This is a genomic window from Streptomyces sp. NRRL S-495, from assembly GCF_000966955.1.
In the GTDB taxonomy this organism is placed as follows: domain Bacteria; phylum Actinomycetota; class Actinomycetes; order Streptomycetales; family Streptomycetaceae; genus Kitasatospora; species Kitasatospora purpeofusca.
In genome coordinates, this window is the sequence record NZ_JZWY01000388.1 from 1 (window position 1) to 24,815 (window position 24,815).

Consider the following 24,815-nt stretch of genomic DNA (forward strand, 5'->3'; position numbering starts at 1 on the left):
CGGCTCGGCGCCGCCTTCGCCCACGGTGGCTCCGGCGCCGCGCCGAGCCTGCTGGAGACCCGGGCGGCGGTGGACGAGGCCGCCCGGACGATCGCCGAACTCGACGTCCGCTGCGCCGAGTCGGCCGAACGACTGGCCGAACTCACCGAGCAACGCCGCGAGTCGGCCGCCGCCGTGGAGCAACTCGCCGTCCGGCGGCGGCAGCTGGAACGCGAGCGGGCCGAGGTGGCGGGCACCCTCGGCCGGCTCGGCGGACAGTCCCGGGCCGCCGCCGGCGAGGCCGAGCGGCTGACCGCCGCCGCCGGACGCGCCGAGGAGGGGCTGGACCGGCTGCTCACCACCGCCGAGGAGCTGGCCGAACGGCTGGCGGTGGCGGAGGAGACGGCCGCCGACGGCGAGGACGAGCCGGACGCCGCCGAGCAGCAGCGGCTGGCCGGGGCCGCCACCTCGGCCCGGGCGACCGAGCTGGAGGCCCGGCTCGCGGTGCGCACCCACGAGGAGCGGGTCCGCGCCCTGGCCGGGCGGGCCGACCAGTTGGACCGGGCCGCCCGCGCCGAGCGCGAGGCACGGGCCCGGGCCGCCGAACGCCGCCGGCGGGCCGAGCAGGACGCCGCCGTCGCCGTCGCGGTCGCCGAGGGCGCCCGGCAGTTGCTTGCCTGCCTGGAGGTGTCGCTGGCCCGCGCGGACGCCGAACGGGCCGCGATCGAGCAGGCCAGGGCGGCCCGCGAGGCGGAGCTCAGGGAGCACCGCGAGCACGGCCGCGAACTCAAGGACGAGCTGGACAAGTTGGTCGACGCCGGGCACCGCGACGAGGTGCTGCGGGCGGAGAAGCGGCTGCGGATCGAGCAGTTGGAGGGCCGCGCGCTGGAGGAGTTCGGCATCGAGGGCGGCGAACTGCTGGACTCCTACGGCCCCGACCGGCCGGTCCCGCCCTCGACCCCGGAGGAGGGGCAGGAGCCGGGGGAGCCCCGTCCGTACGTCCGGGCCGAGCAGGAGAAGCGGCTGCGCGCGGCCGAGCGGGCGTACCAGCAGCTGGGCAAGGTCAACCCGCTGGCGCTGGAGGAGTTCTCCGCCCTGGAGGAGCGCCACCGGTTCCTCGGCGAGCAGTTGGACGACCTCAAGCGCGGGCGGCGCGACCTGCTCGACATCGTCAAGGACGTCGACCAGCGGGTCGAGCAGCTGTTCACCTCCGCGTACCACGACACCGCCGCGCAGTTCGAGGGCGTGTTCTCGCGGCTGTTCCCGGGCGGCGAGGGACGGCTGGTGCTGACCGACCCGGACTCCATGCTCACCACCGGGGTCGAGGTGGAGGCCCGCCCGCCCGGCAAGAAGGTCAAGCGGCTCTCCCTGCTCTCCGGCGGGGAGCGCTCGCTCACCGCGGTGGCGCTGCTGGTCTCGATCTTCAAGGCCAGGCCCAGCCCGTTCTACGTGATGGACGAGGTCGAGGCGGCGCTGGACGAGACCAACCTGCGCCGGCTGATCGGGATCATGGAGGAGCTGCGGGAGAGTTCGCAGCTCATCGTGATCACCCACCAGAAGCTGACCATGGAGTCCGCCGACGCGCTGTACGGGGTGACCATGAAGGGCGACGGCATCTCGCAGGTGATCAGCCAGCGGCTGCGGGACGACCGGAAGGAGCGGCGGACCCGGCCCGTGCCCGCTCCGGCGGCGGAGTCGGCGGCGGTCCCGTCCTGAGCCGGCAGTGATCGGGCGGTGATCGGGCGGCGGTCCGTTCCCGATCCGTTCCCGATCCGGTCCGCCGCCTGCGGTCCGCGCGGACCGGCGTCACGGATACTGGGGGGGTTATGGAATACGTGATTCTTGCCGTAGTCATCGCGGTGGTCGCCATCGGCGCGATCGCCGGACTCGTCGTTTCCGGCAGACGACGCCAGCAGCTGCCCCCGAAGTCGCAGGCGCCGGTCATCACGGCGCCCCCGACCCCGCGCGAGCCCGCCGTCGGCGAGGAGGCCGCGCCGCCCACCGAGGAACCGCGCCGCACCGTCGAGGAGGTGGAGCTCCCGGCCGCCCCCGAGGAGGAGGCGGCGGCGCCCGCCGAACCGGCGGCCCCCTCCCTCGAGGTCCCCGAGCCCACCGCCGGCCGCCTGGTCCGGCTGCGCTCGCGGCTCTCCCGCTCGCAGAACTCGCTGGGCAAGGGGCTGCTCTCGCTGCTCTCCCGCGAGCACCTCGACGAGGACACCTGGGAGGAGATCGAGGACACCCTGCTGACCGCCGACGTCGGCGTGGCCCCCACCCAGGAGCTGGTCGAGCGGCTGCGCACCCGGGTCAAGGTGCTCGGCACCCGCACCCCGGACGAGCTGCGCGCCCTGCTGCGCGAGGAACTGGTCGAGCTGATCGGCAAGGACGCCGACCGGACCGTCCGCTCCACCAAGCACGAGGAGGGCCCCGCGGTCGTCCTCGTGGTCGGCGTCAACGGCGTCGGCAAGACCACCACCACCGGCAAGCTGGCCCGGGTGCTGGTCGCCGACGGCCGCAGCGTGGTGCTGGGCGCGGCCGACACCTTCCGTGCCGCCGCCGCCGACCAGCTGCAGACCTGGGGCGAGCGCGTCGGCGCCCGCACGGTGCGCGGCCCCGAGGGCGGCGACCCGGCCTCGGTCGCCTTCGACGCGGTCAAGGAGGGCATCGCCGAGGGTGTGGACACCGTGCTGGTGGACACCGCCGGGCGACTGCACACCAAGACCGGCCTGATGGACGAGCTGGGCAAGGTCAAGCGGGTCGTCGAGAAGCACGGCCCGGTGGACGAGGTGCTGCTGGTGCTGGACGCCACCACCGGTCAGAACGGGCTGGTCCAGGCCCGGGTCTTCGCCGAGGTGGTCGACATCACCGGCATCGTGCTGACCAAGCTGGACGGCACCGCCAAGGGCGGCATCGTGATCGCGGTCCAGCGGGAGCTGGGCGTGCCGGTCAAGCTGATCGGTCTGGGCGAGGGCGCCGACGACCTGGCGCCGTTCGAGCCGGGTGCGTTCGTGGACGCGCTGATCGGGGACTGAGGACCGCCGGTCCACCGATGAAGGGTCCGCTCCCGTGGGGGCGGGCCCTTCGGCGTTCCCGGACCGGGGCGGCGGGGCCGAGGGCCTGCCGCCCCTTCGCCCCGGCGGCGAGCGGGCGAAAACGCAGCTCAGGCGATCCAGGCCGGTTCGGGGGTGCGCTCCCGGCCGCGGTGGCAGGCGTAGGCGAGGGTGCCCAGCAGCAGCCGGGCCTCGGGCGGGCAGCCTGCGTTGTCCCGGGTCGGCCGGCGCAGCCAGCGGACCGGGCCGAGGCCGGCCAGCACGGTGGGCGGCGCGGCGACGAAGCTGCCCTCGCCGTGGCAGGCGAGGTCGAGCGCGGCGTCGTCCCAGCCCATCCGGTAGAGCAGGTCCGGCAGCCGTCGCGCGGTACCGGCCGCGACCAGGAACTGCAGTCGCCCGGTGGGCGCGGCGAGCACCGGTCCGACCTGGGTGCCCATCCGCTCCAGCCGGACCAGCGCCTGGAGGCCGGCCTGCTCGGGGACGTCCAGGACGTCGAAGGCGCGGCCGGTGGGGAACAGCACCGAGGCGTCCGGTCCGGGGCCGGCGGCCGGGCCGGTTCCGGGGACGGGGTGCAGACCGGGGGCGGCGCAGCGCGGGGTGCCGCAGTGGCAGCGCTCCGGGGTGCCGGCGGCGCGGGCCGACTCGCCGACGACGACGGCCCAGCCCCACCGGCCGGTGTACTCCGCGGCCGCCTGGCTCGTGGTGACGCGGGTGCGACGGCGCGCGCCCAGCGGTGCCAGCCGCAGGCTCCCCAGTCGAAGTTCGCCGAACAGGTTGTCCATGCCTCCCCCAACAGGTTCTGGTTGCCGATGGTTACGGGACGGTGACTTTGTGTTGATTGTCCGTTGCGTGGTGCGTTGTGCGGTGACGGCGCGCAGCGCCCGGTGTGCGCCAGTTGCGGTGATGTGCCTCGGGCGCCGCCTTGTGGCGGGCGGTACGGATGCCGGATCGTCTTGTGCGCGGGGCGGCCGGTGATCGGTGCGGGTGGCGAAATCCCCTGTGGCGGTGGCGGTTCGCCCGAAGGGCCGGATATCCGTGGGGACTTGGCGGCCCGCATATGCCGGACCGTCGGGACTTCTAGTGAACCGTCTGTCGACAGCCTTCGGTTCACTCCTGGGGGTGGCGAAAGGTGGCGTTTCGCCAGGGCCGCTCCCCGGCGCAGTACGCGGGGCGTTACGTTCAGCACACGGACCTCGTCAGGAGGCCGCTCCGGGCCCTGGGGAGCCGGGAGTTGGGGAACTGACGGTTCGTCTGCGACGGCAGCGCCGCAGTTCGGCAACGGCACGGCTGGCAAGAGCCCGCAACCGTCGGGCGGTCACGATCGGGGCCCCGCGGGGGCCGGGCGGGATGGGGACCCATGGCAGAGAAGCAACCCAACGAGAAGCTGACCACGTGGTTCGCCCGCAGCGGCTGGTCCAAGGGGGAGTTGGCCCGCCAGGTCAACCGCCGGGCCAGGCAGATCGGTGCCCACCACGTCTCCACCGACACCTCGCGGGTGCGCCGCTGGCTGGACGGCGAGCAGCCCAGGGAACCCATCCCCAAGATCATGTCGGAGCTGTTCTCCGAGCGGTTCGGCTCGGTGGTCTCCATCGAGGACCTCGGCCTGCGCGCCGCCGTTCCGGTCTCCACCGTGGGCGGCGGCGTCGACCTGCCGTGGAGTGCCCCGCAGACCGTCCAGTTGATCAGTGACTACTCCCGCAGCGACCTCATGCTCAACCGGCGCGGCTTCCTGGGCACCTCGCTCGCGCTGACCGCCGGTGCCGCCCTGATCGAGCCGATGCAGCGCTGGCTGGCCCCCGGCCCGAACGGCGCCCCCACGCCGATCCTGGCCGCGGCCAACGGCGGCGAGCCGTTCACCGGCCGGCTCTCCGAGCCCGAGCTGGAACTGCTGGAGCAGACCACGGTCATGTTCCGCCAGTGGGACGCGCAGAACGGCGGCGGCCTGCGCCGCAAGGCCGTGGTCGGCCAGCTGCACGAGGTCACCGACCTGCTCCAGGAGACCTACCCGGAGCAGACCACTCGGCGGCTGTTCCGGCTCACCGCCGAGCTCGCCCACCTGGCGGGCTGGATGTCCTACGACGTCGGCATGCACCCGAGCGCGCAGAAGTACTACGTGCTGGCGCTGCACGCCGCCAAGGAGGCCGGGGACCGTCCGTTCGGGGCCCTGATCCTCACCGACATGAGCCGGCAGATGATCCACCTCAACCGGGGCGAGGACGCGCTGGAGCTGATCCACCTCGCCCAGTACGGCAGCCGGGACACCGCCACCCCGCGCCAGCAGTCCCTGCTGTACGCGATGGAGGCGCGCGCCTACGCCACCATCGGCGAGGTGAACCGGTGCGCCCGGGCGGTCCGGCTGGCCGAGGACACCTTCACCGACATCCGCGAGGGCGACGCCGACCCGGACTGGCTGAAGTTCTTCTCGCCGGCCGAGCTGAACGCCGAGAACGCGCACTCCTTCCGCGACCTCGCCTACCACTCCGACAACGGCGCGCTCTACGCCTCGATGTCCGCGCCGGTGATGGAGCGCGCGGTCGACCTGTTCCGGCAGGACGGCGACCACGTCCGCTCGTACGCCTTCAACCTGGTCGGCATGGCCAGCGTGCACCTGCTCCAGAACGAGCCGGAGCAGGCGGCGGTCTTCGCCGAGCAGGCGGTGGACATCGCCACCAAGGTCCGCTCCGAGCGGCTCAACTCCCGGGTGCGCAAGACCACCGAGGCCGCCTCGTCCCGCTACCGGGGCGTGGACGCGGTCAGCCGGCTCAAGGAGCGGGTGGTGCAGGACATCCCGGAGTACGTCTCGGTGGTCTGAGCCGCCCCGATCCGGTCCCGCCCTCGCCCCCGATCCGGCCTCGACCCGCCGACCGTGCCGTCCGCCGACGGCACGGTCGGTGTCGTTCGGTGCTGTTCCGTGCCGTCCGGTGCTGTTCCGTGCCGTCCCGTTCCGTGCCGCTCCGGGCACACCCCGTGCGGGGCGGCCGTACGGTAACCCCTCCGGCCCCGTGACACGGCCGTGGTTCACGCGGGTGTAACCCCGCCGTCGCCCTCGTCACGGCGGCGAAACAACCGGCAACATCGGCCGAAACCGGCCTTCGGCACGCTCCTCCTCATCGCCGACGCCCCGGTGCACGGGACAGGAACCCGGGTGCGGATCGGCTTCCAGTCAGGAGGTACGCCGATGCCGGACGGCTTCAGCGCGGGTGACACCGCCTTCGTACTCGTCAGTGCGGCCCTGGTCATGGTGATGACCCCGGGGCTGGCCTTCTTCTACGGCGGGATGGTCCGGGCCAAGAGCACATTGAACATGCTGGCGATGAGCTTCCTCTCGCTGGGCATCGTCAGCGTGCTGTGGGTCCTCTACGGGTACTCGCTCAGCTTCGGGCCCGACGCGGGCGCCGGTCTGATCGGAAACCTGGACTTCCTGGGGATGAACGGAATCGGTCTCAACGACCTCGCCGGGACGATCCCGGTGACGGCCTTCTCCGCCTTCCAGCTGATGTTCGCCATCATCACCCCGGCCCTGATCAGCGGGGCGATCGCGGACCGCGCCAAGTTCACCGCCTGGGGCCTGTTCGTGGCGCTCTGGGTCACCGTGGTCTACTTCCCGGTCGCGCACTGGGTGTTCTTCTTCGACGGCGGCAACGGCGGCTGGCTCGGCGACCGCAACGGCGTGATCGACTTCGCCGGCGGGACGGCCGTCCACATCAACGCCGGTGTCGCGGGCCTGGCGCTGTGCCTGGTGCTCGGCCGACGGATCGGCTTCCGCAAGGACCCGATGCGCCCGCACTCGCTGCCGCTGGTGATGCTCGGCTCCGGGCTGCTGTGGTTCGGCTGGTTCGGCTTCAACGCCGGCTCGGCGCTGGCCGCCAACGGCGTCGCGGCGATGGCCCTGATCAACACCCAGGTCGCCACCGGTGCCGCGCTGATCGGCTGGCTGATCTACGAGAAGCTGCGGCACGGCGCCTTCACCACCCTGGGCGCCGCCTCCGGCGCGGTGGCCGGCCTGGTGGCCATCACCCCGGCCTGCGGCTCGGTCTCCCCGCTCGGCGCGGTGGCGATCGGCCTGGTCGCCGGGGCCGCCTGCGCGGCCGCGATCAGCCTCAAGTACCGCTTCGGCTTCGACGACTCGCTCGACGTGGTCGGCGTGCACGCGGTCGGCGGGGCGATCGGCTCGCTGCTGGTCGGCCTGTTCGCCACCGGGACGGTCGGCCAGACCGCCAAGGGGCTCTTCTACGGCGGCGGGTTCGAGCAGTTGGGCAAGCAGGCGATGGGCGTGGCGGTCGTCGCCGTCTACTCCTTCGTGCTCTCCTGGCTGCTGGCCAAGGCGATCGACAGGACGATCGGGTTCCGGGTCTCCGAGGAGGTCGAGGTGGCCGGTATCGACCAGGCCGAGCACGCCGAGTCCGCGTACGACTTCAGCGCCCTCGGCTCGGGCCTTGGCCGGTCCTCGGCCGCCCCGGCGCCGACGCCCGCGACCGCCGCACCCGCCGCCACTGCCGTCACCGCCGTGGCGAAGAGCACCGAGAAGACCGAGGTGGACGCCCGATGAAGCTCATCACCGCCGTCATCAAGCCCCACCGCCTGGACGAGGTGAAGGCCGCCCTGCAGTCCTTCGGCGTGCACGGCCTGACCGTCTCCGAGGCGAGCGGCTACGGCCGCCAGCGCGGCCACACCGAGGTCTACCGGGGCGCGGAGTACACCGTGGACCTGGTGCCCAAGGTCAGAGTCGAGGTTCTGGCCGAGGACGAGGACGCCGAGCAGCTGATCGACGTCCTGGTCGAGGCGGCCAGGACCGGGAAGATCGGCGACGGCAAGGTGTGGACCATCCCGGTCGACACCGCCGTCCGGGTCCGTACCGGCGAACGCGGCCCCGACGCCCTGTAGGGCCGCCTTCCGGCGCCCGGACCAGCCCCCGACGCCCTGTAGGGCCCCCTTCCGGCGCCCTGACCAGCAGCCCCTCCCCGCGGGCCTGCGACCCCCCCACGGTCGCAGGTCCGCCGACGGCGTTCCGGCGCCCGTTCGACCGACCCGCACGACCACGGACGGGGACTTCACATGGCTTCCCACACCGACGACACCCACCCGGGCCCGGCCGGTCCGGCCGACCCCGCCGCGGCCCGGGCCCGGCTGCTCATCGCCCCCGGGCCCGGCGGCCGGGCCCGCCGCGCCGAACTGTCCGCACGCACCGACCACTGGCTGGCCGCCCTGTTCGCCTCGGCCGGCGCCCCCGCCGGGACCGCCGTGGTCGCGGTCGGCGGCTACGGCCGCGGCGAGCTCTCCCCGCGCAGCGACCTCGATGTGCTGCTGCTGCACGAGGGCCGGTTGGACCCGGCCCTGCCCGAGCGGCTCTGGTACCCGGTCTGGGACTCCGGCGCCGCCCTGGACCACGCCGTCCGCACCCCGGCCGAGGCCCGGGCGGTGGCGGCCGCCGACCTCAAGGCGCAGCTCGGCCTGCTGGACGCCCGGCACGTGGCGGGCGACCCGGCGCTCACCGCCGCGCTGCGCTCCACCGTGCTCGCCGACTGGCGGGCGGGCGCGGCGCGGCGGCTGCCGGAGCTGCGCGAGCTGGGCCGGGAGCGGGCCGAGCGGCACGGGGAGCTGTCCTTCCTGCTGGAGCCCGACCTCAAGGAGGCCAAGGGCGGCCTGCGGGACGTGGTCGCGCTGGACGCGATCGCCGCCAGCTGGCTGGCCGACGCGCCCCGGGAGGGCCTGGACGCGGCCGCGCTCCGGCTGGCCGACGTCCGCGACGCGCTCCACCTGGTCACCGGCCGGGCCACCGAACGGCTCGCCCTCCAGGACCAGGACCAGGTCGCCGAGCGGCTCGGCGTGCTGGACGCGGACACCCTGCTTCGGCAGGTCTACGAGGCGGCCAGGACCGTCGCCTACGCCGCGGACGTCACCTGGCGGGCGGTGGACCGGGTGCTGGTCGCCCGCTCGGGCCGGGGCCGGCGTCCGCACCGGCGCGGGTTCCCGTTCACCGGTCCGTTCGGCGGCGCGTCCGGTGCCGCCAGGCGCGGCGCGGGCGCGGTGGCCCGGGGCGCGGTGGAGCGCCGGCCGCTCGCCGAGGGCGTCGTCGAGCAGGACGGCGAGGCGGTGCTCGCCCAGGGCGCGCGCCCGGCCGCGGACCCGGTGCTGCCGCTGCGCGCCGCCGCGGCGGCCGCCCAGAACGGGCTCACCGTCTCCCACGCGACGGTGCGCCGGCTGGCCGCCGAGTGCCGTCCGCTGCCGGTGCCCTGGCCGGACGAGGCGCGCGAGCAGTTGGTCACCCTGCTCGGCGCCGGCGAGGCCTGTCTGCCGGTCTGGGAGGCGCTGGAGGCGGAGGGGCTGATCACCCGGCTGCTGCCCGACTGGGAGCGGGTCCGCTGCCGGCCGCAGCGCAACGCGGTGCACCGCTGGACGGTGGACCGGCACCTGGTGGAGACCGCGGTGCGGGCCGCCGCGATGACCCGCCGGGTGGCCCGGCCGGACCTGCTGCTGGTCGCCGCGCTGCTGCACGACCTCGGCAAGGGCTGGCCCGGTGACCACAGCGAGGCGGGTGAGGTGATCGTCCGCGATGTGGCCGCCCGGATGGGCTTCGACCCGGAGTCGGTGGAGACCCTGGCCGTGCTGGTCCGCCACCACCTGACCCTGGTGGACACCGCGACCCGGCGTGATCCGGACGATCCGGCCACCGTCGAGGCCGTCACCAAGGTGGTCACCACGCTGCCCCGGCTGGAGCTGCTGCGGGCGCTGACCGAGGCGGACGCGCTGGCCACCGGCCCGGCCGCGTGGAGCGGCTGGCGGGCCTCGCTGGTGGACGGCCTGGCCGCGCGGGCCGCCGCCCGGCTGGCCGGGGATGCCGCCTCGGACCCGGAGCCGGCCGCCGCGCCGACCGCCGAGCAGGAGCGGCTCGCGGTGGAGGCGGCCAGGACCGGCGAACCGGCGCTCTCCCTGCTGGCCCAGGCCGAGGCGGACCCGGCCGGTACCGAGCCGATGGGTGTGCGGCTGCTGCTGGCCGTCCCGGACCGGCCGGGGCTGCTCGGCACCGTCGCCGGGGTGCTGGCCCTGCACCGGCTGGCGGTCCGCTCGGCGGGGCTGCGGGAGCTGGACCCGATCGGCGCGGGGCCGGTGCTGCTGCTGTCCTGGACGGTGGCGGCGGAGTTCGGGGAGCTGCCGGAGGCGGCGCGGCTGCGGGCCGACCTGCGCCGGGCTCTGGACGGCTCGCTGGACGTCGCGCGCCGGCTGGCCGAGCGGGACGCGGCGGCCCCGCGCCGGCGGGGGATCCCGACCCCGCCGCCGGTGGTCGCGGTGGCGCCCCCGGTCGCCTCGGCGACCGCCACGGTGCTGGAGGTGCGCGCCCACGACGCCCCCGGGCTGCTGCACCGGATCGGCCGGGCCCTGGACGGCGCTGGGGTGCGGGTGCGGACGGCGCACGTCTCCACCCTGGGCGCGGACGTCGTCGACGCCTTCTACCTGACCGACCCGGCGGGCCGTCCGCTGTCCGCCGGGCGGGCCGCGGAGGTGGCGGCGGCGGTGCGCGCGGCCCTGGGCTGAGCGGCTCCTCCGGGGCTGCCGGAGTTCCTCCGAACCCGGGTGGAGACCGTCCGTGGACCGGCCGGATACCCTTGGGGGCGACGACCGTACTCAGACCGATGCCGTAGAGGACCCGCGACGACGTGTTCGACACCCTTTCCGATCGCCTCGCAGCGACGTTCAAGAACCTCCGGGGCAAGGGCCGCCTGAGCGAGGCGGACATCGACGCCACCACCCGCGAGATCCGCATCGCGCTGCTGGAGGCGGATGTCGCGCTGCCGGTCGTCCGGGCCTTCATCAAGCGGGTGAAGGAGCGCGCGCTCGGCTCCGAGGTCTCCGGTGCGCTGAACCCGGCCCAGCAGATCATCAAGATCGTCAACGAGGAGCTCGTCGCCATTCTCGGCGGCGAGACCCGCCGGGTGCGGTTCGCCAAGAGCGGCCCGACGGTGATCATGCTCGCGGGCCTCCAGGGTGCCGGTAAGACCACCCTCGCGGGCAAGCTCGGCCACTGGCTGAAGCAGCAGAAGCACACCCCGCTGCTGGTCGCCTGCGACCTCCAGCGCCCCAACGCCGTCAACCAGCTGCAGGTCGTCGCCGACCGCGCGGGCGTCGCGTTCTACGGGCCGCAGCCGGGCAACGGCGTCGGCGACCCGGTCCAGGTGGCCCGGGACTCGATCGAGTACGCCAAGCAGAAGCAGTACGACGTCGTCATCGTCGACACCGCCGGCCGCCTCGGCATCGACGCCGAGCTGATGCAGCAGGCCGCCGACATCCGGGCCGCGGTGAACCCGGACGAGGTCCTGTTCGTCGTCGACGCCATGATCGGCCAGGACGCGGTCACCACCGCGCAGGCCTTCCTCGACGGCGTCGACTTCACCGGCGTGGTGCTCTCCAAGCTCGACGGCGACGCCCGCGGCGGTGCCGCGCTCTCGGTCGCGCACGTCACCGGCCGCCAGATCATGTTCGCCTCCAACGGCGAGAAGGTCGACGACTTCGACGCGTTCCACCCGGACCGGATGGCCTCGCGCATCCTGGGCATGGGTGACGTCCTCTCGCTGATCGAGAAGGCCGAGCAGACCTTCTCGCAGGCCGAGGCCGAGAAGATCGCCGCCAAGCTGCGCGGCGGCCCGAAGGCCTTCACGCTGGACGACTTCCTGTCGCAGCTGGAGCAGGTCCAGAAGATGGGCTCGATCTCCAAGCTGCTGGGCATGCTGCCCGGGATGGGCCAGATCCGCGACCAGATCAACAACATCGACGACAAGGACGTCAACCGCGTCGGCGCCATCATCAAGTCGATGACCCCGACCGAGCGGGCCGAGCCGGAGCTGATCAACGGCTCGCGCCGGGCCCGCATCGCCAAGGGTTCGGGCGTCCAGGTCGGCGAGGTGAAGAACCTGGTCGAGCGGTTCTTCGAGGCCCGCAAGATGATGTCGGCGATGGCCTCCGGCAAGGGCGTCCCCGGCATGCCGGGCATCCCGGGCATGGGTGGCGGCGGCAAGAAGAGCACCAAGAAGGCTCCGGCCGCCAAGGGCAAGCGCAAGAGCGGCAACCCGCTGAAGCGGGCGCAGGAGGAGGCCGCGGCCGCCGAGCGCCGCGCACTCGGCCCCGGTGCCGACCAGGCCCCGGCCCAGGGCGGCGCCTTCGGCCTCGGCGCGGGCAAGGGCCCGGCCGACTTCGAGCTGCCCAAGGAGTTCAAGGACCTGCTGTAGTCCTGCCCCGGTCCTGCCCGGTCCCCGCTGCTGCGGGTCCCGGGACGAACGGCCCGCCGCCCCGGTATCCCGGGCGGTGGGCCGTTCGCATGCCCGATGGTCATCCGAGATGATGGTCCGATGCGAGTAACGATCAGGGCCCCGCGGGCCGGGGACGAGGTGGCGTACGCCGAGGCGGTCCGGCGGTCCGCCGAGCACATCGGCCGGTGGAACCCGGTCGAGCCGGACGCGCTGCCGGACCTGCTGGAGCGCCAGGGGCCGGGCCTGCGGACCTTCCTGATCGTCGACCTGGAGACCGGCGGACTGGTCGGCAAGGTCAATGTGGCCAACATCGTGATGGGCCGCTTCTGCAACGGCTCGCTGGGCTACGACTCGTTCCTGCCGTTCGCCGGCACCGGGCGGATGACCGAGGGGCTGCGGCTGGTGCTGGACACCTGCTTCGCCGGGCACCCGGAGGGCGGGCTGGGGCTGCACCGGCTGGAGATCAACGTCCAGCCGGACAACGGGCGGTCGATCGCGCTCGCCAAGCGGCTGGGCTTCCGGCACGACGGCTGGGCTTCCGGCACGAGGGGTTCACGCCGCGGATGCTGTTCCTCCAGGGGGCCTGGCGGGACCACGAGCGGTTCGCGCTGACCTCGGAGGAGTGGCCCGGGTCGGCCGCGGCGGACGAGCGGGGCTGACGGCGGGTCGGCCGGGGGTGATGGCAGGCCGGTCGGGGGTGGTGGGCCGGGCGGGGCTGGGGGCTTGGTGCGGCGCGGGGCGGCGCGGGCGGGTCCGAGGGGGAGCGGGCCGGGAGCGGGCGGGGAGCGGCGTTGCGGTTGGAGGCGTTGAGCAGATGTCCGTATTGTCCGATGGGTGACTGATCCCGTTCCGCCGCGCCAGACCCCCGACCAGCCGTGGCGTTCAGAAGGGGCCCCACCCCCGCCGCCCCCGCGCCGCAGGATGCCCGGCGGCTGGATGGGCCTCGTCCTGACCGCGCTCGTGGTGTTCCTGATCAGCGATCTGCTGCTGTCCTTCTTCGGCCCCGGCGGCGCCACCACGATCTCCTACACCGAGTTCAACAACCAGCTGAACAAGGGCAACATCACCAAGATCTACTCCAAGGGCGACTCGATCGAGGGCACCCTCAAGAACGCCGAGCCGAAGCCGGACGGCGGCAAGGGCACGTACACCGAGTTCGACACCCAGCGGCCGGTCTTCGCCGGGGACAACCTCTGGACCACCCTCCAGCAGCAGGGCGTCGAGGTCACCGCGGAGCCGGTCGTCCAGCAGCGCAGCTTCCTCGCCAACCTGCTGATCTCACTGGCCCCGATGCTGCTGCTGATCCTGGTCTGGGTGCTGCTCGCCCGCCGGATGGCCGGCGGCATCGGTGGCGGTGCGCTCGGCCGCAAGGCCCCGCCCAAGCCGGTCACCGCCGAGGCCGGCCGCCGCACCACCTTCGCCGACGTGGCCGGCATCGACGAGGTCGAGGCCGAACTCAGCGAGGTGGTCGACTTCCTGAAGAACCCGCAGCACTACCGCCGGCTCGGCGCCAAGATGCCGCGCGGAGTCCTGCTCAGCGGCCCGCCCGGCACCGGCAAGACGCTGCTGGCCCGGGCCGTCGCGGGTGAGGCGGACGTGCCGTTCTTCTCGGCCTCCGCCTCCGAGTTCATCGAGATGATCGTCGGCGTCGGCGCCAGCCGGGTGCGCGAACTCTTCGCCGAGGCCCGCAAGGTCGCCCCGGCGATCATCTTCATCGACGAGATCGACACCATCGGCCGGCAGCGCGGCAGCGGCGGCGGGATGGGCGGCCACGACGAGCGCGAGCAGACGCTCAACCAGATCCTCACCGAGATGGACGGCTTCAGCGGCTCCGAAGGCGTCATCGTCATCGCCGCCACCAACCGGGCGGACGTGCTCGACCCGGCCCTGCTGCGCCCCGGCCGCTTCGACCGGCGGATCACCGTCAGCCCGCCGGACCGAGACGGTCGCGCGGCCATCCTGCGGATCCACTCCCGGCACGTCCCGCTGACCGGGGACGCCGACCTCAACCAGCTGGCCAAGGTGACCCCCGGCATGACCGGCGCCGAACTGGCCAACCTGGTCAACGAGGCCGCGCTGCTGGCGGTCAAGCGCCGCCAGGACGCGGTCAACGAGCGCGACCTCTCGGACGCGCTGGAGAAGGTCCAGCTGGGAGCCGTCCGTCCGCTGGTGATGCCGCAGGCCGAACGCGAGCGGACGGCGTACCACGAGAGTGGCCACGCTCTGCTCGGCATGCTCCAGCCGGGTGCGGACCCGGTGCGCAGGATCACCATCGTGCCGCGCGGCCGCGCCCTCGGGGTCACCCTGTCCACCCCGGAGACCGACCGGTACTCCTACACCGAGCCCTACCTGCGCGGCCGGATCATCGGCGCGCTCGGCGGGATGGCGGCCGAGCAGGTGGTCTACGGGGTCATCACCACCGGGGCGGAGAGCGACCTGGAGCAGGTCACCAACATCGCCCGCGGCATGGCCGGCCGGTGGGGCATGAGCGAGCGGGTCGGCCGGCTCACCGCCGTGCCGTCCGACCCGCAGGGGGCGTACGGGCTTTCCGCCGCGCCGACCACGCTGGACGCGGTGGACGAGGAGGCCCGGCGGATCGTCGCGGAGTGCTACGACGAAGCGGTGCGGCTGCTGACCGAGCAGCGGGCCAGGCTGGACGCGTTGGCGGCGGCGCTGCTGGAGGCCGAGACGCTGGACGAGGAGGCGGCCTACCGGGCGGCGGGGGTGCCCCGGAAGACGCTCGACCAGGCCTGAGCGGAGCCGGGCCGAGCGGGCCCGCGTCCCCGTCCCCGCTTCCGGATGGAGGGGCGTGCGTCAGGGTGACGCGCGCCCCTCCGTCGTTGCCGCGCTTCGGTCGGCGGGGGCTGCGGGGGCTCCGCGGGGCCGCCGTCAGCGGGGGCGTTCGGCGATCAGGTAGCGGAAGACATTCGCCATCCGCACCGTCCCGTCCGGCCGCAGGTACGGCTGCAGCGCCTCCTCCAGCTCCTTCGCGACCAGCGGCGCCTCGGAGAACTCCGCCGCCGCGTCGTACAGCCCGGTGGAGAGCAGCCCGCGCACGGCGCTGTCCAGGTCCGGGTAGGCGAACGGGCAGCCGACCCGCCCGCCGCCGGCCGGGCGCAGGCCGGTTCCGGCGAGCAGGTCCTCCAGCGCCCCGGGCGGGCTCAGCTCGAACGGGTCGCGTGCGCCGCTGCGCCGGGCCATCCGCCGGGCGACGTCCAGGACGGCCGCGCTCTCGCAGCGCTCCCTGGGCCCCCAGGCGGCCAGCACCACGTGTCCGCCGGGCAGTGCCAGCCGGGCCGCCGCCGCGACCGTCCGGCGCGGTTCGCCCGCCGGTGGCGGTTGCTCGAAAACGGTGACCAGCGAATAGGCCGAGCGGGCGACATCCCCGGTCGGCCGGTGGCCCGCGCCGACCCGCAGACCGCGTCCGCCGGCCAGCGCGCGCAGCTCGCCGTCCCGCTCCAGACCGGCCACCTGGGCGCCCCGTCCGGCGGCCAGCAGCAGGGCGAGACCGGAGCGGCAGCCCAGGCCCAGCACGCTGGTCGCCGGACCCACCTCCAGCCGGTCGTGGACGGCCTCGTAGAGCGGCACCAGCATCCGTTCCTGGATCTCCGCCCAGTCCCGGGCCCGGGCGTTGTCCTGCCCGGCGCCGACGGGTCCTGCGGTCGTACCGATCACCCCAGCTGAAGCCATCGCGGCCTCCCATCCGGTCCTCAGACGTGCTGCTCCGAACCCCCCTCGACGTCCCGCCCCACTCCAGCGAACAGCGGCTCGGGCGCGGCGTCCAGAGGGGTGCGGGGTGGTGCGCGCGTGTCGGGGGCGTGCGCCCCGGTGCGGGGCACCGAGGGCGGGTCCCGGACGGCGGCCCGTAACGGATTCGAAGTCGGGGGCCCGCTCCCCGTACGATTCGCCCATGGCTAAGGCACCCGTTCTCACCCCCCAGGCGGAAGACTTCCCGCGCTGGTACCAGGACCTCATCAACAAGGCCGAGCTGGCCGACAACGGTCCGGTGCGCGGCACCATGGTCATCCGACCGTACGGCTACGGCCTGTGGGAGCGGATGCAGCAGGAGATGGACGCCAGGATCAAGAAGGCCGGTGCCCAGAACGCCTACTTCCCGATGTTCATCCCGCAGTCCTACCTGACCAAGGAAGCAGAGCACGTCGAGGGCTTCGCCCCCGAGCTCGCGGTGGTCACGCACGGCGGTGGCAAGCAACTGGACGAGCCGGTCGTCGTCCGGCCGACCTCCGAGACCATCATCAACGAGTACTTCTCGAAGTGGGTGCAGAGCCACCGCGACCTGCCCCTGCTGATCAACCAGTGGGCCAACGTGGTCCGTTGGGAGCTGCGTCCGCGGGTCTTCCTGCGCACCACCGAGTTCCTCTGGCAGGAGGGCCACACGGCCCACGCCACCTACGAGGACGCGCGTGACTACGCCTCGATGATCCACACCCAGGTCTACGGCGACTTCATGACCAACGTGCTCGGCATCGACGTCGTGCTCGGCCGCAAGACCGCCAAGGAGCGCTTCGCGGGCGCCATCAACACCCTCACCCTCGAGGGCATGATGGGCGACGGCAAGGCGCTGCAGATGGGCACCAGCCACGAGCTGGGCCAGAACTTCGCCAAGGCGTTCAACACCACCTACCAGCTGCAGGGTGCCGAGCGCGAGTACGTCTGGCAGACCTCCTGGGGTGTCTCGACCCGCATGGTCGGCGGCCTGATCATGTCCCACGGCGACGACAACGGTCTGCGCGTCCCGCCGCGGCTCGCCGCCGTCCAGGCCGTCGTGCTCGCCATCAAGGGCGACGACGCGGTGATCGCCAAGGTCCGTGAGATCGGTGCCGCGCTGGAGGCCGCCGGCATCCGCGTGGTCGTCGACGACCGCACCGACACCCCGTTCGGCCGCCGCGCGGTCGACTGGGAGCTGAAGGGCGTTCCGCTGCGGATCGAGGTCGGCCCGCGCGACCTGGAGAACGGCACGGCCATGCTGGCCCGCCGGATCCCGGGCGGCAAGGAGCCGGTCTCGATCGACTCGCTGGTGGCGATCCTCCCGGGCATCCTGGACGAGGACCAGGCCCTGCTGCTGCGTCAGTCGCGCGAGCGCCGCGAGTCCCGCACGGTGGACGTGACCAACCTCGACGAGGCCGTCGAGGCCGCCGCCACCGGCTGGGGCCGGATCTCCTGGGCCGAGCTCGGTCCGGAGGGCGAGGCCAAGCTGGCCGAGCAGGGTGTTTCGGTGCGCTGCATCGTGGCCGCCGACGGCTCGGTGCCGCAGACGGACGACCAGGACGGCAACATCGCGATCGTCGCGCGCGCCTACTGACCGTTCGGTGGCTTCCGCGGCAGCGTCCGCGGGCTTCCGTGGCAGCCTCCATGGTGGCTTCCGTGGTGGCTTCCCGTGCGCGAAGGATGTTGCCGTAAAACGATGCCCGGCGACGCGTTCTGACGGTTCTCGACCTGGCCGACAGGAAATTCGAACGTCCGATGAGCGGTGTTGTTCCACGGGTGTCTCACCTGTCGACATCCCTACTGGTCGGTCAACTGCCGGTATTAACGGAATAGCGGTACGGTGTACGGCCCGTGGCCCTGTCAACTCGACAGGACCACGGGCCGTACGTCCTGGGGGCGACAGCCCGTCTCCGGGCGGAATTGACGAGGCGCCCGTCGAGCTCGACGGGGCCCGAACCTGTAGGGGGTTGGTCTTGCGTCAGATCCGGAACGCGCATTTCGCGCGAGGTCGCACATTCCTGAGAGTTTCCTGGGAAATCCCGGGGAACGGGAACACGCGGAACATCAGCTCCTACTCCATCGTTGGTCTAGCGTGAGCACGACACAGCCCCTCGTTCTCGCGGCCGAACTGGCCGCCGCCTGGAGTGACATCCAGGCCTACCATCAGGACCTCCCCGACCTCGCCTCGCCCGAGGCGCTGATCGGAGAGTCCTCCTCGGCCTGTGGCACCCGGCTCGGTTTCGAGCGGCTGCTCCACGAGGCTGCCCACGGTCTGGCCGCGGCCCGGGACATCCGGGACACCTCGCGCGCCGGCCGCTACCACAACCGGCGCTTCCTGCTCCTGGCCTCCGAGCTGGGCCTGGCGCACCCGGTCGAACCGCACGCCAGTAGCGGCTTCTCCCAGGTGACCATGCTCAAGGAGACCCGCGAGCGGTACGCCGAGACCATCGAGCGCCTGGACCGCGCCCTCGGCGCGCACCAGGAGGCGGTGGCCGGCGAGGGCGCCTCACGCGCCTTCCGCGGCCCGGCGGCCCGGCACGGCTCCTCCGGGGGCGGCGTCCGGGTGAAGGCGGTCTGCGGCTGCGGGCGCAACGTCCGGGTCGTTCCCTCGGTGCTCGCCCAGGCGTCCATCGTCTGCGGCGCGTGCCAGCAGCCGTTCAAGATCGCGTAACGCGGGTCGCGTCACGCGAGTGGTGCAGTGCGGGTTGCGCAGCTCGGGTCGTGTGATCCGGGTCGCGTGGTTCGCGTAGTTCTGAGAGGTTCCGGGAAGTTCCGGGCTCGGGAGACCCCTCGGGGAGACCCAGGGTCCGGGGAACAAGAGAGCCGGCCGGCGACTGTGCGGGCAGTGGTCCGGCCGCAGCGACGAACGGTGGCCGTAGGGGATCCGCAGGGGGTCTGCGGATGTCCGCGGGCGATCGGCCGAAAGTCGGCCGGTGGTCCGGAGGCGGTCCACCGTGATCCGCCAGGGAGGTGTGCCGCGAAGGCGCACGTGTTGGGCTGACCGGGAGCGGGGGCTCCCGGTCGACCTGTTTTCGGGGGTAGGGCGCCCTTGTGGCAGAATGGACAGCTGAGTACCCGGCAGCCGGGCAGGACCCCTCTCTCCTACGGCTGGCGTGTCCCTTGAACGGCCCACCACGCAACCCCACGCGAGGGCAGGGCCGCTCACCCACGTCAACACCAGGAGAATCCACTCCCGTGGCAGTCAAGATCAAGCTGAAGCGTCTCGGCAAGATTCGCTCCCCGCACTACCGCATCATCGTCGCCGACGCCCGCACCAAGCGTGACGGCCGTGCGATCGAGGAGATCGGCCTCTACCAGCCGACCTACAACCCCTCGAAGATCGAGGTCGACAGCGACCGCGCCCAGTACTGGCTGTCCGTCGGCGCCCAGCCGACCGAGCCCGTGCTCGCGATCCTGAAGCTGACCGGCGACTGGCAGAAGTTCAAGGGCCTGCCGGCCCCGGCGCCGCTGCTGGTTGCCGAGCCGAAGGTCGAGGACTTCTCGCACCTGTTCGCGAAGGCCGTCGCCGGCTTCGAGGACGCCACCACCGGTGTCGCCATCACCCCGAAGGCCAAGAAGTCGGACAAGGCTGAGGCCGACGCCGACGCCGAGGCCTGAGCGTGATCGAGGATGCCCTCGACCACTTGGTGAAGGGCATTGTCGAGCACCCCGACGAGGTGCAGGTGCGCTCGCGCAACCTGCGTCGGGGCAACACCATCGAGGTGCGGGTGCACCCCGATGACCTCGGCAAGGTGATCGGCCGGGGCGGTCGTACGGCTCGTGCTCTGCGCACGGTCGTCGGCGCCCTCGGCGGTCGCAACGTCCGGGTCGACCTGGTCGACGTGGACAACATTCGCTGATCCGGCTGCTCGTTCAGCCGTCAGGGTTTCGAGGCCGGCCGGGACGCATGTCGTCCCGGCCGGCTTTCGCCGTTCCCGCGGCAATTCCGTAACTCCGCTACTCCGTAGCACTCATCCAGGAGAACGATCACCGTGCAGCTCGTCGTCGGCAAGATCGGCCGCGCCCACGGCATCAAGGGGGACGTCAGCGTCGAGGTCCGCACCGACGAGCCCGAGCTCCGGCTCGGGCCCGGTGCCGTCCTGTTCACCGACCCCGCCTCGAAAGGTCCGCTGACCGTCGAGTCCGGCAAGGTCCACAGCGGGCGGCTGCTGCTGCGGTTCGCCGGCGTCAAGGACCGCAACGCCGCCGAGGAGCTGCGGGGCACGCTCCTGATCGCCGAGGTGGACCCGGAGGAGCGTCCGGACGACCCGGAGGAGTACTACGACCACCAGCTGATCGGTCTGGACGTGGTCCTGCTCGACGGCACCCTGGTCGGTGAGCTCACCGAGGTGGTCCACCTGCCGTACCAGGACCTGCTCACGGTGCGGAAGGCGGACGGTACGGAGGCACTGGTGCCCTTCGTCAGCCGGATCGTGCCGACTATCGACCTGGAGAACCAGCGCGCGGTGATCGACCCGCCGGTCGGGCTGATCGACCTGGGGCAGGCCGAGGTCGCCGCTGGTGATGCGGCCGGTGACGACGCCGATGCCGGTGACGCGGAGGAGTCGCGGTGAGCACCGAGGAAGGCGCGGCGGCCGTGACGGCGGGCGCGGGGGAGTCCGGGGAGTCGTCCGTGAGGGCGTCCGTGCGGGACGGGATGCGGATCGACGTCGTATCGATCTTCCCCGAGTACCTGGAGCCGCTGAACATCTCGCTGGTCGGCAAGGCCCGCGCCCGCGGCCAGCTCGACGTACACGTCCACGACCTGCGGGGCTGGACCCATGACGTGCACCGGACCGTCGACGACAGCCCGTACGGCGGCGGCCCCGGCATGGTGATGAAGCCCGAGCCGTGGGGCGAAGCCCTGGACGCGGTGCTCGGCCAGGGGCCGGAGGGCGAGGTGCCGACCCTGGTGGTGCCCACCCCCAGCGGCCGCCCGTTCACCCAGGAACTCGCGCAGGAACTGGCCGGCCGGCCCTGGCTGGCGTTCACCCCGGCCCGGTACGAGGGCATCGACCGGCGGGTCATCGAGGAGGCGGCCACCCGGATGCCGGTGGTCGAGGCATCGATCGGCGACTATGTGCTGGCCGGCGGCGAGGTCGCGGTGCTGGTCATGGTCGAGGCGATCGCCCGGTTGCTGCCCGGCGTGCTCGGCAACGCCGAGTCCCACCGGGACGACTCCTTCGCGCCCGGCGCGATGGCCGACCTGCTGGAGGGCCCCGTCTACACCAAGCCCGCCGAGTGGCGCGGTCGCACCGTGCCGGACATCCTGCTGAGCGGAAACCACGGCCGGATCGCCCGCTGGCGCCGCGAGCAGGCCTTCGCCCGCACGCTGGCGAACCGGGCGGACCTGGTGGCGCGCTGGCGGCACGCGGACTTCGACAAGAAGGACCGCGAGGCGCTCAGCCTGCTCGGCCTGGCCTGGGACGAGCACCTCGGCCGATTTCGGCCCGTGGCCGATGGTGTGGAAGAATAGGCCGCTGCTGTCTGTCGCTGGACTCCTCCCGTAGGGGTCACGTGGTCCGTCGCCCCCGCCACGGGGGGCTCGTCGGTAACCGGTGCGGCCCGCAGCGAACCCCATTTGTGACGACTTCCGTGGGCGGCCCGTGGCGCCTGCGATGGAGAGCAACATGAGCAACAAGCTCGCTGCTGTCGACGCGGCCTCGCTGCGTAGCGACATTCCGGCCTTCCGCGCCGGTGACACCCTGAAGGTTCACGTCCGGGTCATCGAGGGCAACCGCTCCCGTGTCCAGGTCTTCCAGGGCGTCGTCATCCGCCGTCACGGCGCCGGCATCGGTGAGACCTTCACCGTTCGCAAGGTCAGCTTCAACGTCGGTGTCGAGCGCACCTTCCCGGTGCACACCCCGATCGTCGAGAAGATCGAGGTCGTGACCCGCGGTGCGGTTCGCCGCGCCAAGCTGTACTACCTGCGTGACCTCCGCGGCAAGGCCGCGAAGATCAAGGAGAAGCGCGACCGCTGATCCACCGCCCCCGGCACTGTCGGGGGATCGGGATCGCTCTGGGGGGGGCCGGGCTGCCGCACGGTAGGCTCAGCCCCCGATGAGCACGCACGAACCACCCGCGGACCGCGACGGCTGTCCCGCACCCACCGGTGCGGACTCGCCGACGCGGTCCGCGGTCGTTTCCGCGCCCGCCGCCGGGGCAGCGCCCGAGGCGGGAGGGGCGGTCGACCGGGGGACGCAGGACGGCTCGGGCGCCGCGGGTCCGTCGGGCACTTCGGGCGGCGTGGACGGCGTGGACGGCGTGGAGGATGCGGCCGCCTCGGACGACGTCCCGGGGGAGGGCGGGCGCTCGCGCTCGCGCGAGCTGTTGCTGCTCACCGGTGTCTGCCTGTTCGTACTGCTGCTGGTGAACGCTTTCGTGGCGCGCCCGTTCTCGGTGCCCTCCGGATCGATGGAGAACACCCTGCGCCCGGGTGACCGCCTGATCGTGAACAAGCTCTCCTACGCCTTCGGCGGCCACCCGCGTCGCGGCGACGTGGTTGTCTTCGACGGCACCGGCTCCTTTCTGCGCAAGCCCTTCGAACCCGCCGGCCTCGGGACCTCGCTGCGCTCCTTCGGCCGGGAGATCGGACTGCTCCCGGCCGGTGACTCCGTCTACGTGAAGCGGGTCGTCGGCATCGGCGGCGACCGCGTCACCAGCGCCGGACCTGGTCACCCGATCACCGTCAACGGTGTGCCGGTCGACGAGTCCGGCCACCTCTTCCCGGGGGACGAGCCGTCGAATGTGGCTTTCGACGTGGTGGTGCCGCCCGGCAAGCTCTGGGTGATGGGCGACCACCGCGGTGCCTCCCGCGACTCCCGCGACCACCTCGGCGAACCGGGGGGCGGCTTCGTCCTGGAGTCCAAGGTGATCGGGCGGGCCGCCTGGGTGGTCTACCCGGTCGGACACTGGGCCGACCTGGACCGGCCGGACGCCTACGCCGCTGCAGAAGGGACGGGCGGCCATGGGGAGCAGGGGTAGGGGGCGGCTCGCCGACCGCCCGGCCGCCGGCTCCGAGTCCTCGGCCGGTACCGGCTCCGGGACGGCCAGCAGGTCCGGGGTGGCGAGCGCACCCAGGTCGGAAGCTGGCCCCGGGACGGAGGCCGGGCCCGGGGAGGCCACCGGATCGGTGGATCCTGCCGGGGCGGCCGATGCCCCGGTGGTGCGCGGCCGTGCCGAGCGCCGCCGCACCGCCCGCAGGGCGGCCCGTCGCCGCAGGCGCTCCCATCTGCGGGAGATTCCGCTGATCATCGTGGTCGCGCTGATCGTCGCGCTGGTGATGAAGACCTTTCTGGTGCAGGTCTTCGTCATCCCCTCGGGATCGATGGAGCAGACGATCCTGATCGGGGACCGGGTTCTGGTCGACAAGTTCACTCCCTGGTTCGGCGCCGAGCCGGAGCGCGGCGAGGTCGTGGTGTTCAAGGACCCGGGCGGCTGGCTGGAGAACCAGCACGGGGCGTCGACGGACGGTGTGCTCCTGCGCGGGGCCAAGCAGGTGCTGACCTTCGTCGGCCTGCTGCCCTCCGACAGCGAGCAGGACCTCATCAAGCGGGTGATCGGGGTCGGCGGCGACACCGTCGAGTGCTGCGACGAGCAGGGCAGGATCCTCCTCAACGGCAAGCCGCTGGACGAGCCCTACCTCGCGTCGGGCAACCCGCCGTCGCGGCAGCCGTTCAAGGTGAAGGTGCCGCAGGGGCGGCTCTGGGTGATGGGCGACCACCGGGACGTCTCTGCCGACTCCCGTTTCCACATGGGCAATCCGGGCCAGGGCACGATTCCGGTGAGCGGGGTGCTGGGGCGGGCGTTCATGATCGCCTGGCCGGTCGGCCGGGTTCATCAACTTGATGTGCCGGTTTCACTCTCCTCGGTGGCGCGGGGTCCGACGGACCCCGGAACTGCGCGGAACGCGGTGGGCGTTGACCCGATCCCTGAGGAACCTCCGCTCGTTATGGGTGTGTTGGGCATCCTTCCGCTCGTCGGCCGCCGGGTGGGACGACCCAGGCTGTAGGCCCGGCCGGGCCGGTGGACGGTCGCAACGCGCGCGTGGGACCGCGAGCCGGATGTCCGGGAGTGATAGAGAAGTGCTGGGTGCGGCCGTTGCGACGAGCCGCGCCCGAGGGCTGTGCCGGTGTCGGACACCCCCGCAGGGGGCGGTTCCGGCGGGCGCGGCCAATCGTGGAACGTGGTGCCCGCTGTGCGGCACTGTGAGCGCGGACGCGCAGGCGTCCGCACAGCAGGGAGGAGACGTTGTGGGGGATTTGGTGATCGGCGCCCGCTCGGGCGCCGGAGAGCCTGAGGGCTCCGGCGGTCGGGCGGCCCGGTCCGCGGAGGCCGCGGTGCCTTCGGCCTCGGCCGAGGACGCGGCGGCCCAGTCCGCGGACGAACACGGCGACGGCACGGACGACGCCTCGAAGCCCACCCCGGACAACGTGGAGCCGGCGGGCGGTACCGAGGAGCAGCCGGATCGGAAGGAGCGCAAGCCGCGGTCGTTCTGGAAGGAACTGCCGATCCTCATCGGCATCGCCCTCGTGCTGGCGCTCGTGATCAAGACGTTCTTCGTCCAGGCGTTCTCCATTCCGTCGGAGTCGATGCAGAACACGCTCCAGGTCGGTGACCGGGTCCTGGTGGACAAGCTCACCCCGTGGTTCGGTGCTGAGCCGGAGCGTGGCGAGGTCGTGGTGTTCCACGACCCGGGCGGCTGGCTGGCGGACGAGCCCACCAACGAGAGCAGCAACTCCTTCGTCCGGGGCGTCCAGAATGTGCTGAGCTTCGTCGGCCTGATGCCCTCCGACAACGAGAAGGACCTCATCAAGCG

Annotated in this window: 20 protein-coding genes and 1 pseudogene; 19 read left to right on the plus strand and 2 right to left on the minus strand. The window is 72.9% G+C overall.

Going from position 1 to position 24,815, the window contains the following annotated elements:
* A partial coding sequence (locus VR45_RS20550) for an AAA family ATPase (protein ID WP_045941265.1) occupies positions 1-1,695 on the plus strand: 1,695 nt, incomplete at its 5' end.
* 110 nt (positions 1,696-1,805) lie between these two features.
* Complete coding sequence (ftsY, locus tag VR45_RS20555; protein ID WP_045941266.1) at positions 1,806-3,008, plus strand: signal recognition particle-docking protein FtsY; 1,203 nt, start codon at positions 1,806-1,808, stop codon at positions 3,006-3,008.
* Positions 3,009-3,136: 128 nt separating this feature from the next.
* On the opposite strand, the gene VR45_RS20560 is transcribed toward ftsY, so the two are convergent.
* A complete protein-coding gene (locus tag VR45_RS20560; protein ID WP_045941267.1) occupies positions 3,137-3,808 on the minus strand; it encodes a bifunctional DNA primase/polymerase in 672 nt (223 codons plus the stop codon).
* Between the two features lie 575 nt (positions 3,809-4,383).
* On the opposite strand from VR45_RS20560, the gene VR45_RS20565 reads away from it, so the two are divergent.
* The 7 genes and pseudogenes from VR45_RS20565 (at position 4,384) to ftsH (ending at position 15,022) form a co-directional block, all read left to right on the plus strand.
* Complete coding sequence (locus VR45_RS20565; RefSeq protein WP_030396728.1) at positions 4,384-5,838, plus strand: hypothetical protein; 1,455 nt, start codon at positions 4,384-4,386, stop codon at positions 5,836-5,838.
* Positions 5,839-6,204: 366 nt separating this feature from the next.
* The gene (locus VR45_RS20570) at positions 6,205-7,575 is read left to right on the plus strand and encodes an ammonium transporter (RefSeq protein ID WP_045941268.1); all 1,371 of its coding nucleotides are present in this window, start codon (positions 6,205-6,207) and stop codon (positions 7,573-7,575) included.
* The gene (locus tag VR45_RS20575; protein WP_045941269.1) at positions 7,572-7,910 is read left to right on the plus strand and encodes a P-II family nitrogen regulator; all 339 of its coding nucleotides are present in this window, start codon (positions 7,572-7,574) and stop codon (positions 7,908-7,910) included. Before VR45_RS20570 ends, VR45_RS20575 begins: the two co-directional genes overlap by 4 nt.
* Before the next feature lie 171 nt (positions 7,911-8,081).
* Positions 8,082-10,559, plus strand: coding sequence for a [protein-PII] uridylyltransferase (locus VR45_RS20580; RefSeq protein WP_045941270.1), 2,478 nt, complete (start codon positions 8,082-8,084; stop codon positions 10,557-10,559).
* A gap of 122 nt (positions 10,560-10,681) precedes the next feature.
* A complete protein-coding gene (gene ffh / locus VR45_RS20585) occupies positions 10,682-12,247 on the plus strand; it encodes a signal recognition particle protein (RefSeq protein ID WP_045941271.1) in 1,566 nt (521 codons plus the stop codon).
* Between the two features lie 120 nt (positions 12,248-12,367).
* Positions 12,368-12,927 (plus strand): annotated as a pseudogene (locus VR45_RS20590) (GNAT family protein).
* A gap of 175 nt (positions 12,928-13,102) precedes the next feature.
* Positions 13,103-15,022, plus strand: a complete 1,920-nt coding sequence (gene ftsH / locus VR45_RS20595; protein WP_045941272.1) for an ATP-dependent zinc metalloprotease FtsH — start codon at positions 13,103-13,105, stop codon at positions 15,020-15,022.
* Positions 15,023-15,157: 135 nt separating this feature from the next.
* On the opposite strand, the gene VR45_RS20600 is transcribed toward ftsH, so the two are convergent.
* Entirely contained in the window at positions 15,158-15,958 is an 801-nt protein-coding gene (locus tag VR45_RS20600) for an SAM-dependent methyltransferase (protein ID WP_045941273.1), read from the minus strand.
* A gap of 220 nt (positions 15,959-16,178) precedes the next feature.
* On the opposite strand from VR45_RS20600, the gene proS reads away from it, so the two are divergent.
* The 10 genes from proS to lepB (VR45_RS44295) form a co-directional block, all read left to right on the plus strand.
* Positions 16,179-17,591 (plus strand): proline--tRNA ligase, encoded by a 1,413-nt coding sequence (gene proS, locus VR45_RS20605; protein WP_045941274.1) that lies wholly within the window; start codon positions 16,179-16,181, stop codon positions 17,589-17,591.
* A gap of 498 nt (positions 17,592-18,089) precedes the next feature.
* Positions 18,090-18,668 (plus strand): hypothetical protein, encoded by a 579-nt coding sequence (locus VR45_RS20610; protein WP_030306744.1) that lies wholly within the window; start codon positions 18,090-18,092, stop codon positions 18,666-18,668.
* A gap of 524 nt (positions 18,669-19,192) precedes the next feature.
* Positions 19,193-19,615 (plus strand): 30S ribosomal protein S16, encoded by a 423-nt coding sequence (gene rpsP / locus VR45_RS20615; RefSeq protein ID WP_030396738.1) that lies wholly within the window; start codon positions 19,193-19,195, stop codon positions 19,613-19,615.
* A 2-nt stretch (positions 19,616-19,617) separates the two neighbouring features.
* Complete coding sequence (locus tag VR45_RS20620) at positions 19,618-19,857, plus strand: RNA-binding protein (RefSeq protein WP_030056773.1); 240 nt, start codon at positions 19,618-19,620, stop codon at positions 19,855-19,857.
* 132 nt (positions 19,858-19,989) lie between these two features.
* On the plus strand, positions 19,990-20,571 hold the full coding sequence (gene rimM / locus VR45_RS20625; RefSeq protein ID WP_045941275.1) for a ribosome maturation factor RimM: 582 nt from the start codon (positions 19,990-19,992) through the stop codon (positions 20,569-20,571).
* Positions 20,572-20,654: 83 nt separating this feature from the next.
* Positions 20,655-21,473, plus strand: a complete 819-nt coding sequence (gene trmD, locus VR45_RS20630; protein WP_045941278.1) for a tRNA (guanosine(37)-N1)-methyltransferase TrmD — start codon at positions 20,655-20,657, stop codon at positions 21,471-21,473.
* A gap of 154 nt (positions 21,474-21,627) precedes the next feature.
* Positions 21,628-21,978, plus strand: coding sequence for a 50S ribosomal protein L19 (gene rplS / locus VR45_RS20635; RefSeq protein WP_030396741.1), 351 nt, complete (start codon positions 21,628-21,630; stop codon positions 21,976-21,978).
* Positions 21,979-22,057: 79 nt separating this feature from the next.
* Entirely contained in the window at positions 22,058-22,981 is a 924-nt protein-coding gene (lepB, locus tag VR45_RS20640; protein WP_045941276.1) for a signal peptidase I, read from the plus strand.
* Positions 22,965-24,008 (plus strand): signal peptidase I, encoded by a 1,044-nt coding sequence (gene lepB / locus VR45_RS20645; protein ID WP_078896689.1) that lies wholly within the window; start codon positions 22,965-22,967, stop codon positions 24,006-24,008. The genes lepB (VR45_RS20640) and lepB (VR45_RS20645) overlap by 17 nt, the downstream gene beginning before the upstream one ends.
* 241 nt (positions 24,009-24,249) lie before the next feature.
* A partial coding sequence (lepB, locus tag VR45_RS44295) for a signal peptidase I (protein ID WP_078896691.1) occupies positions 24,250-24,815 on the plus strand: 566 nt, incomplete at its 3' end.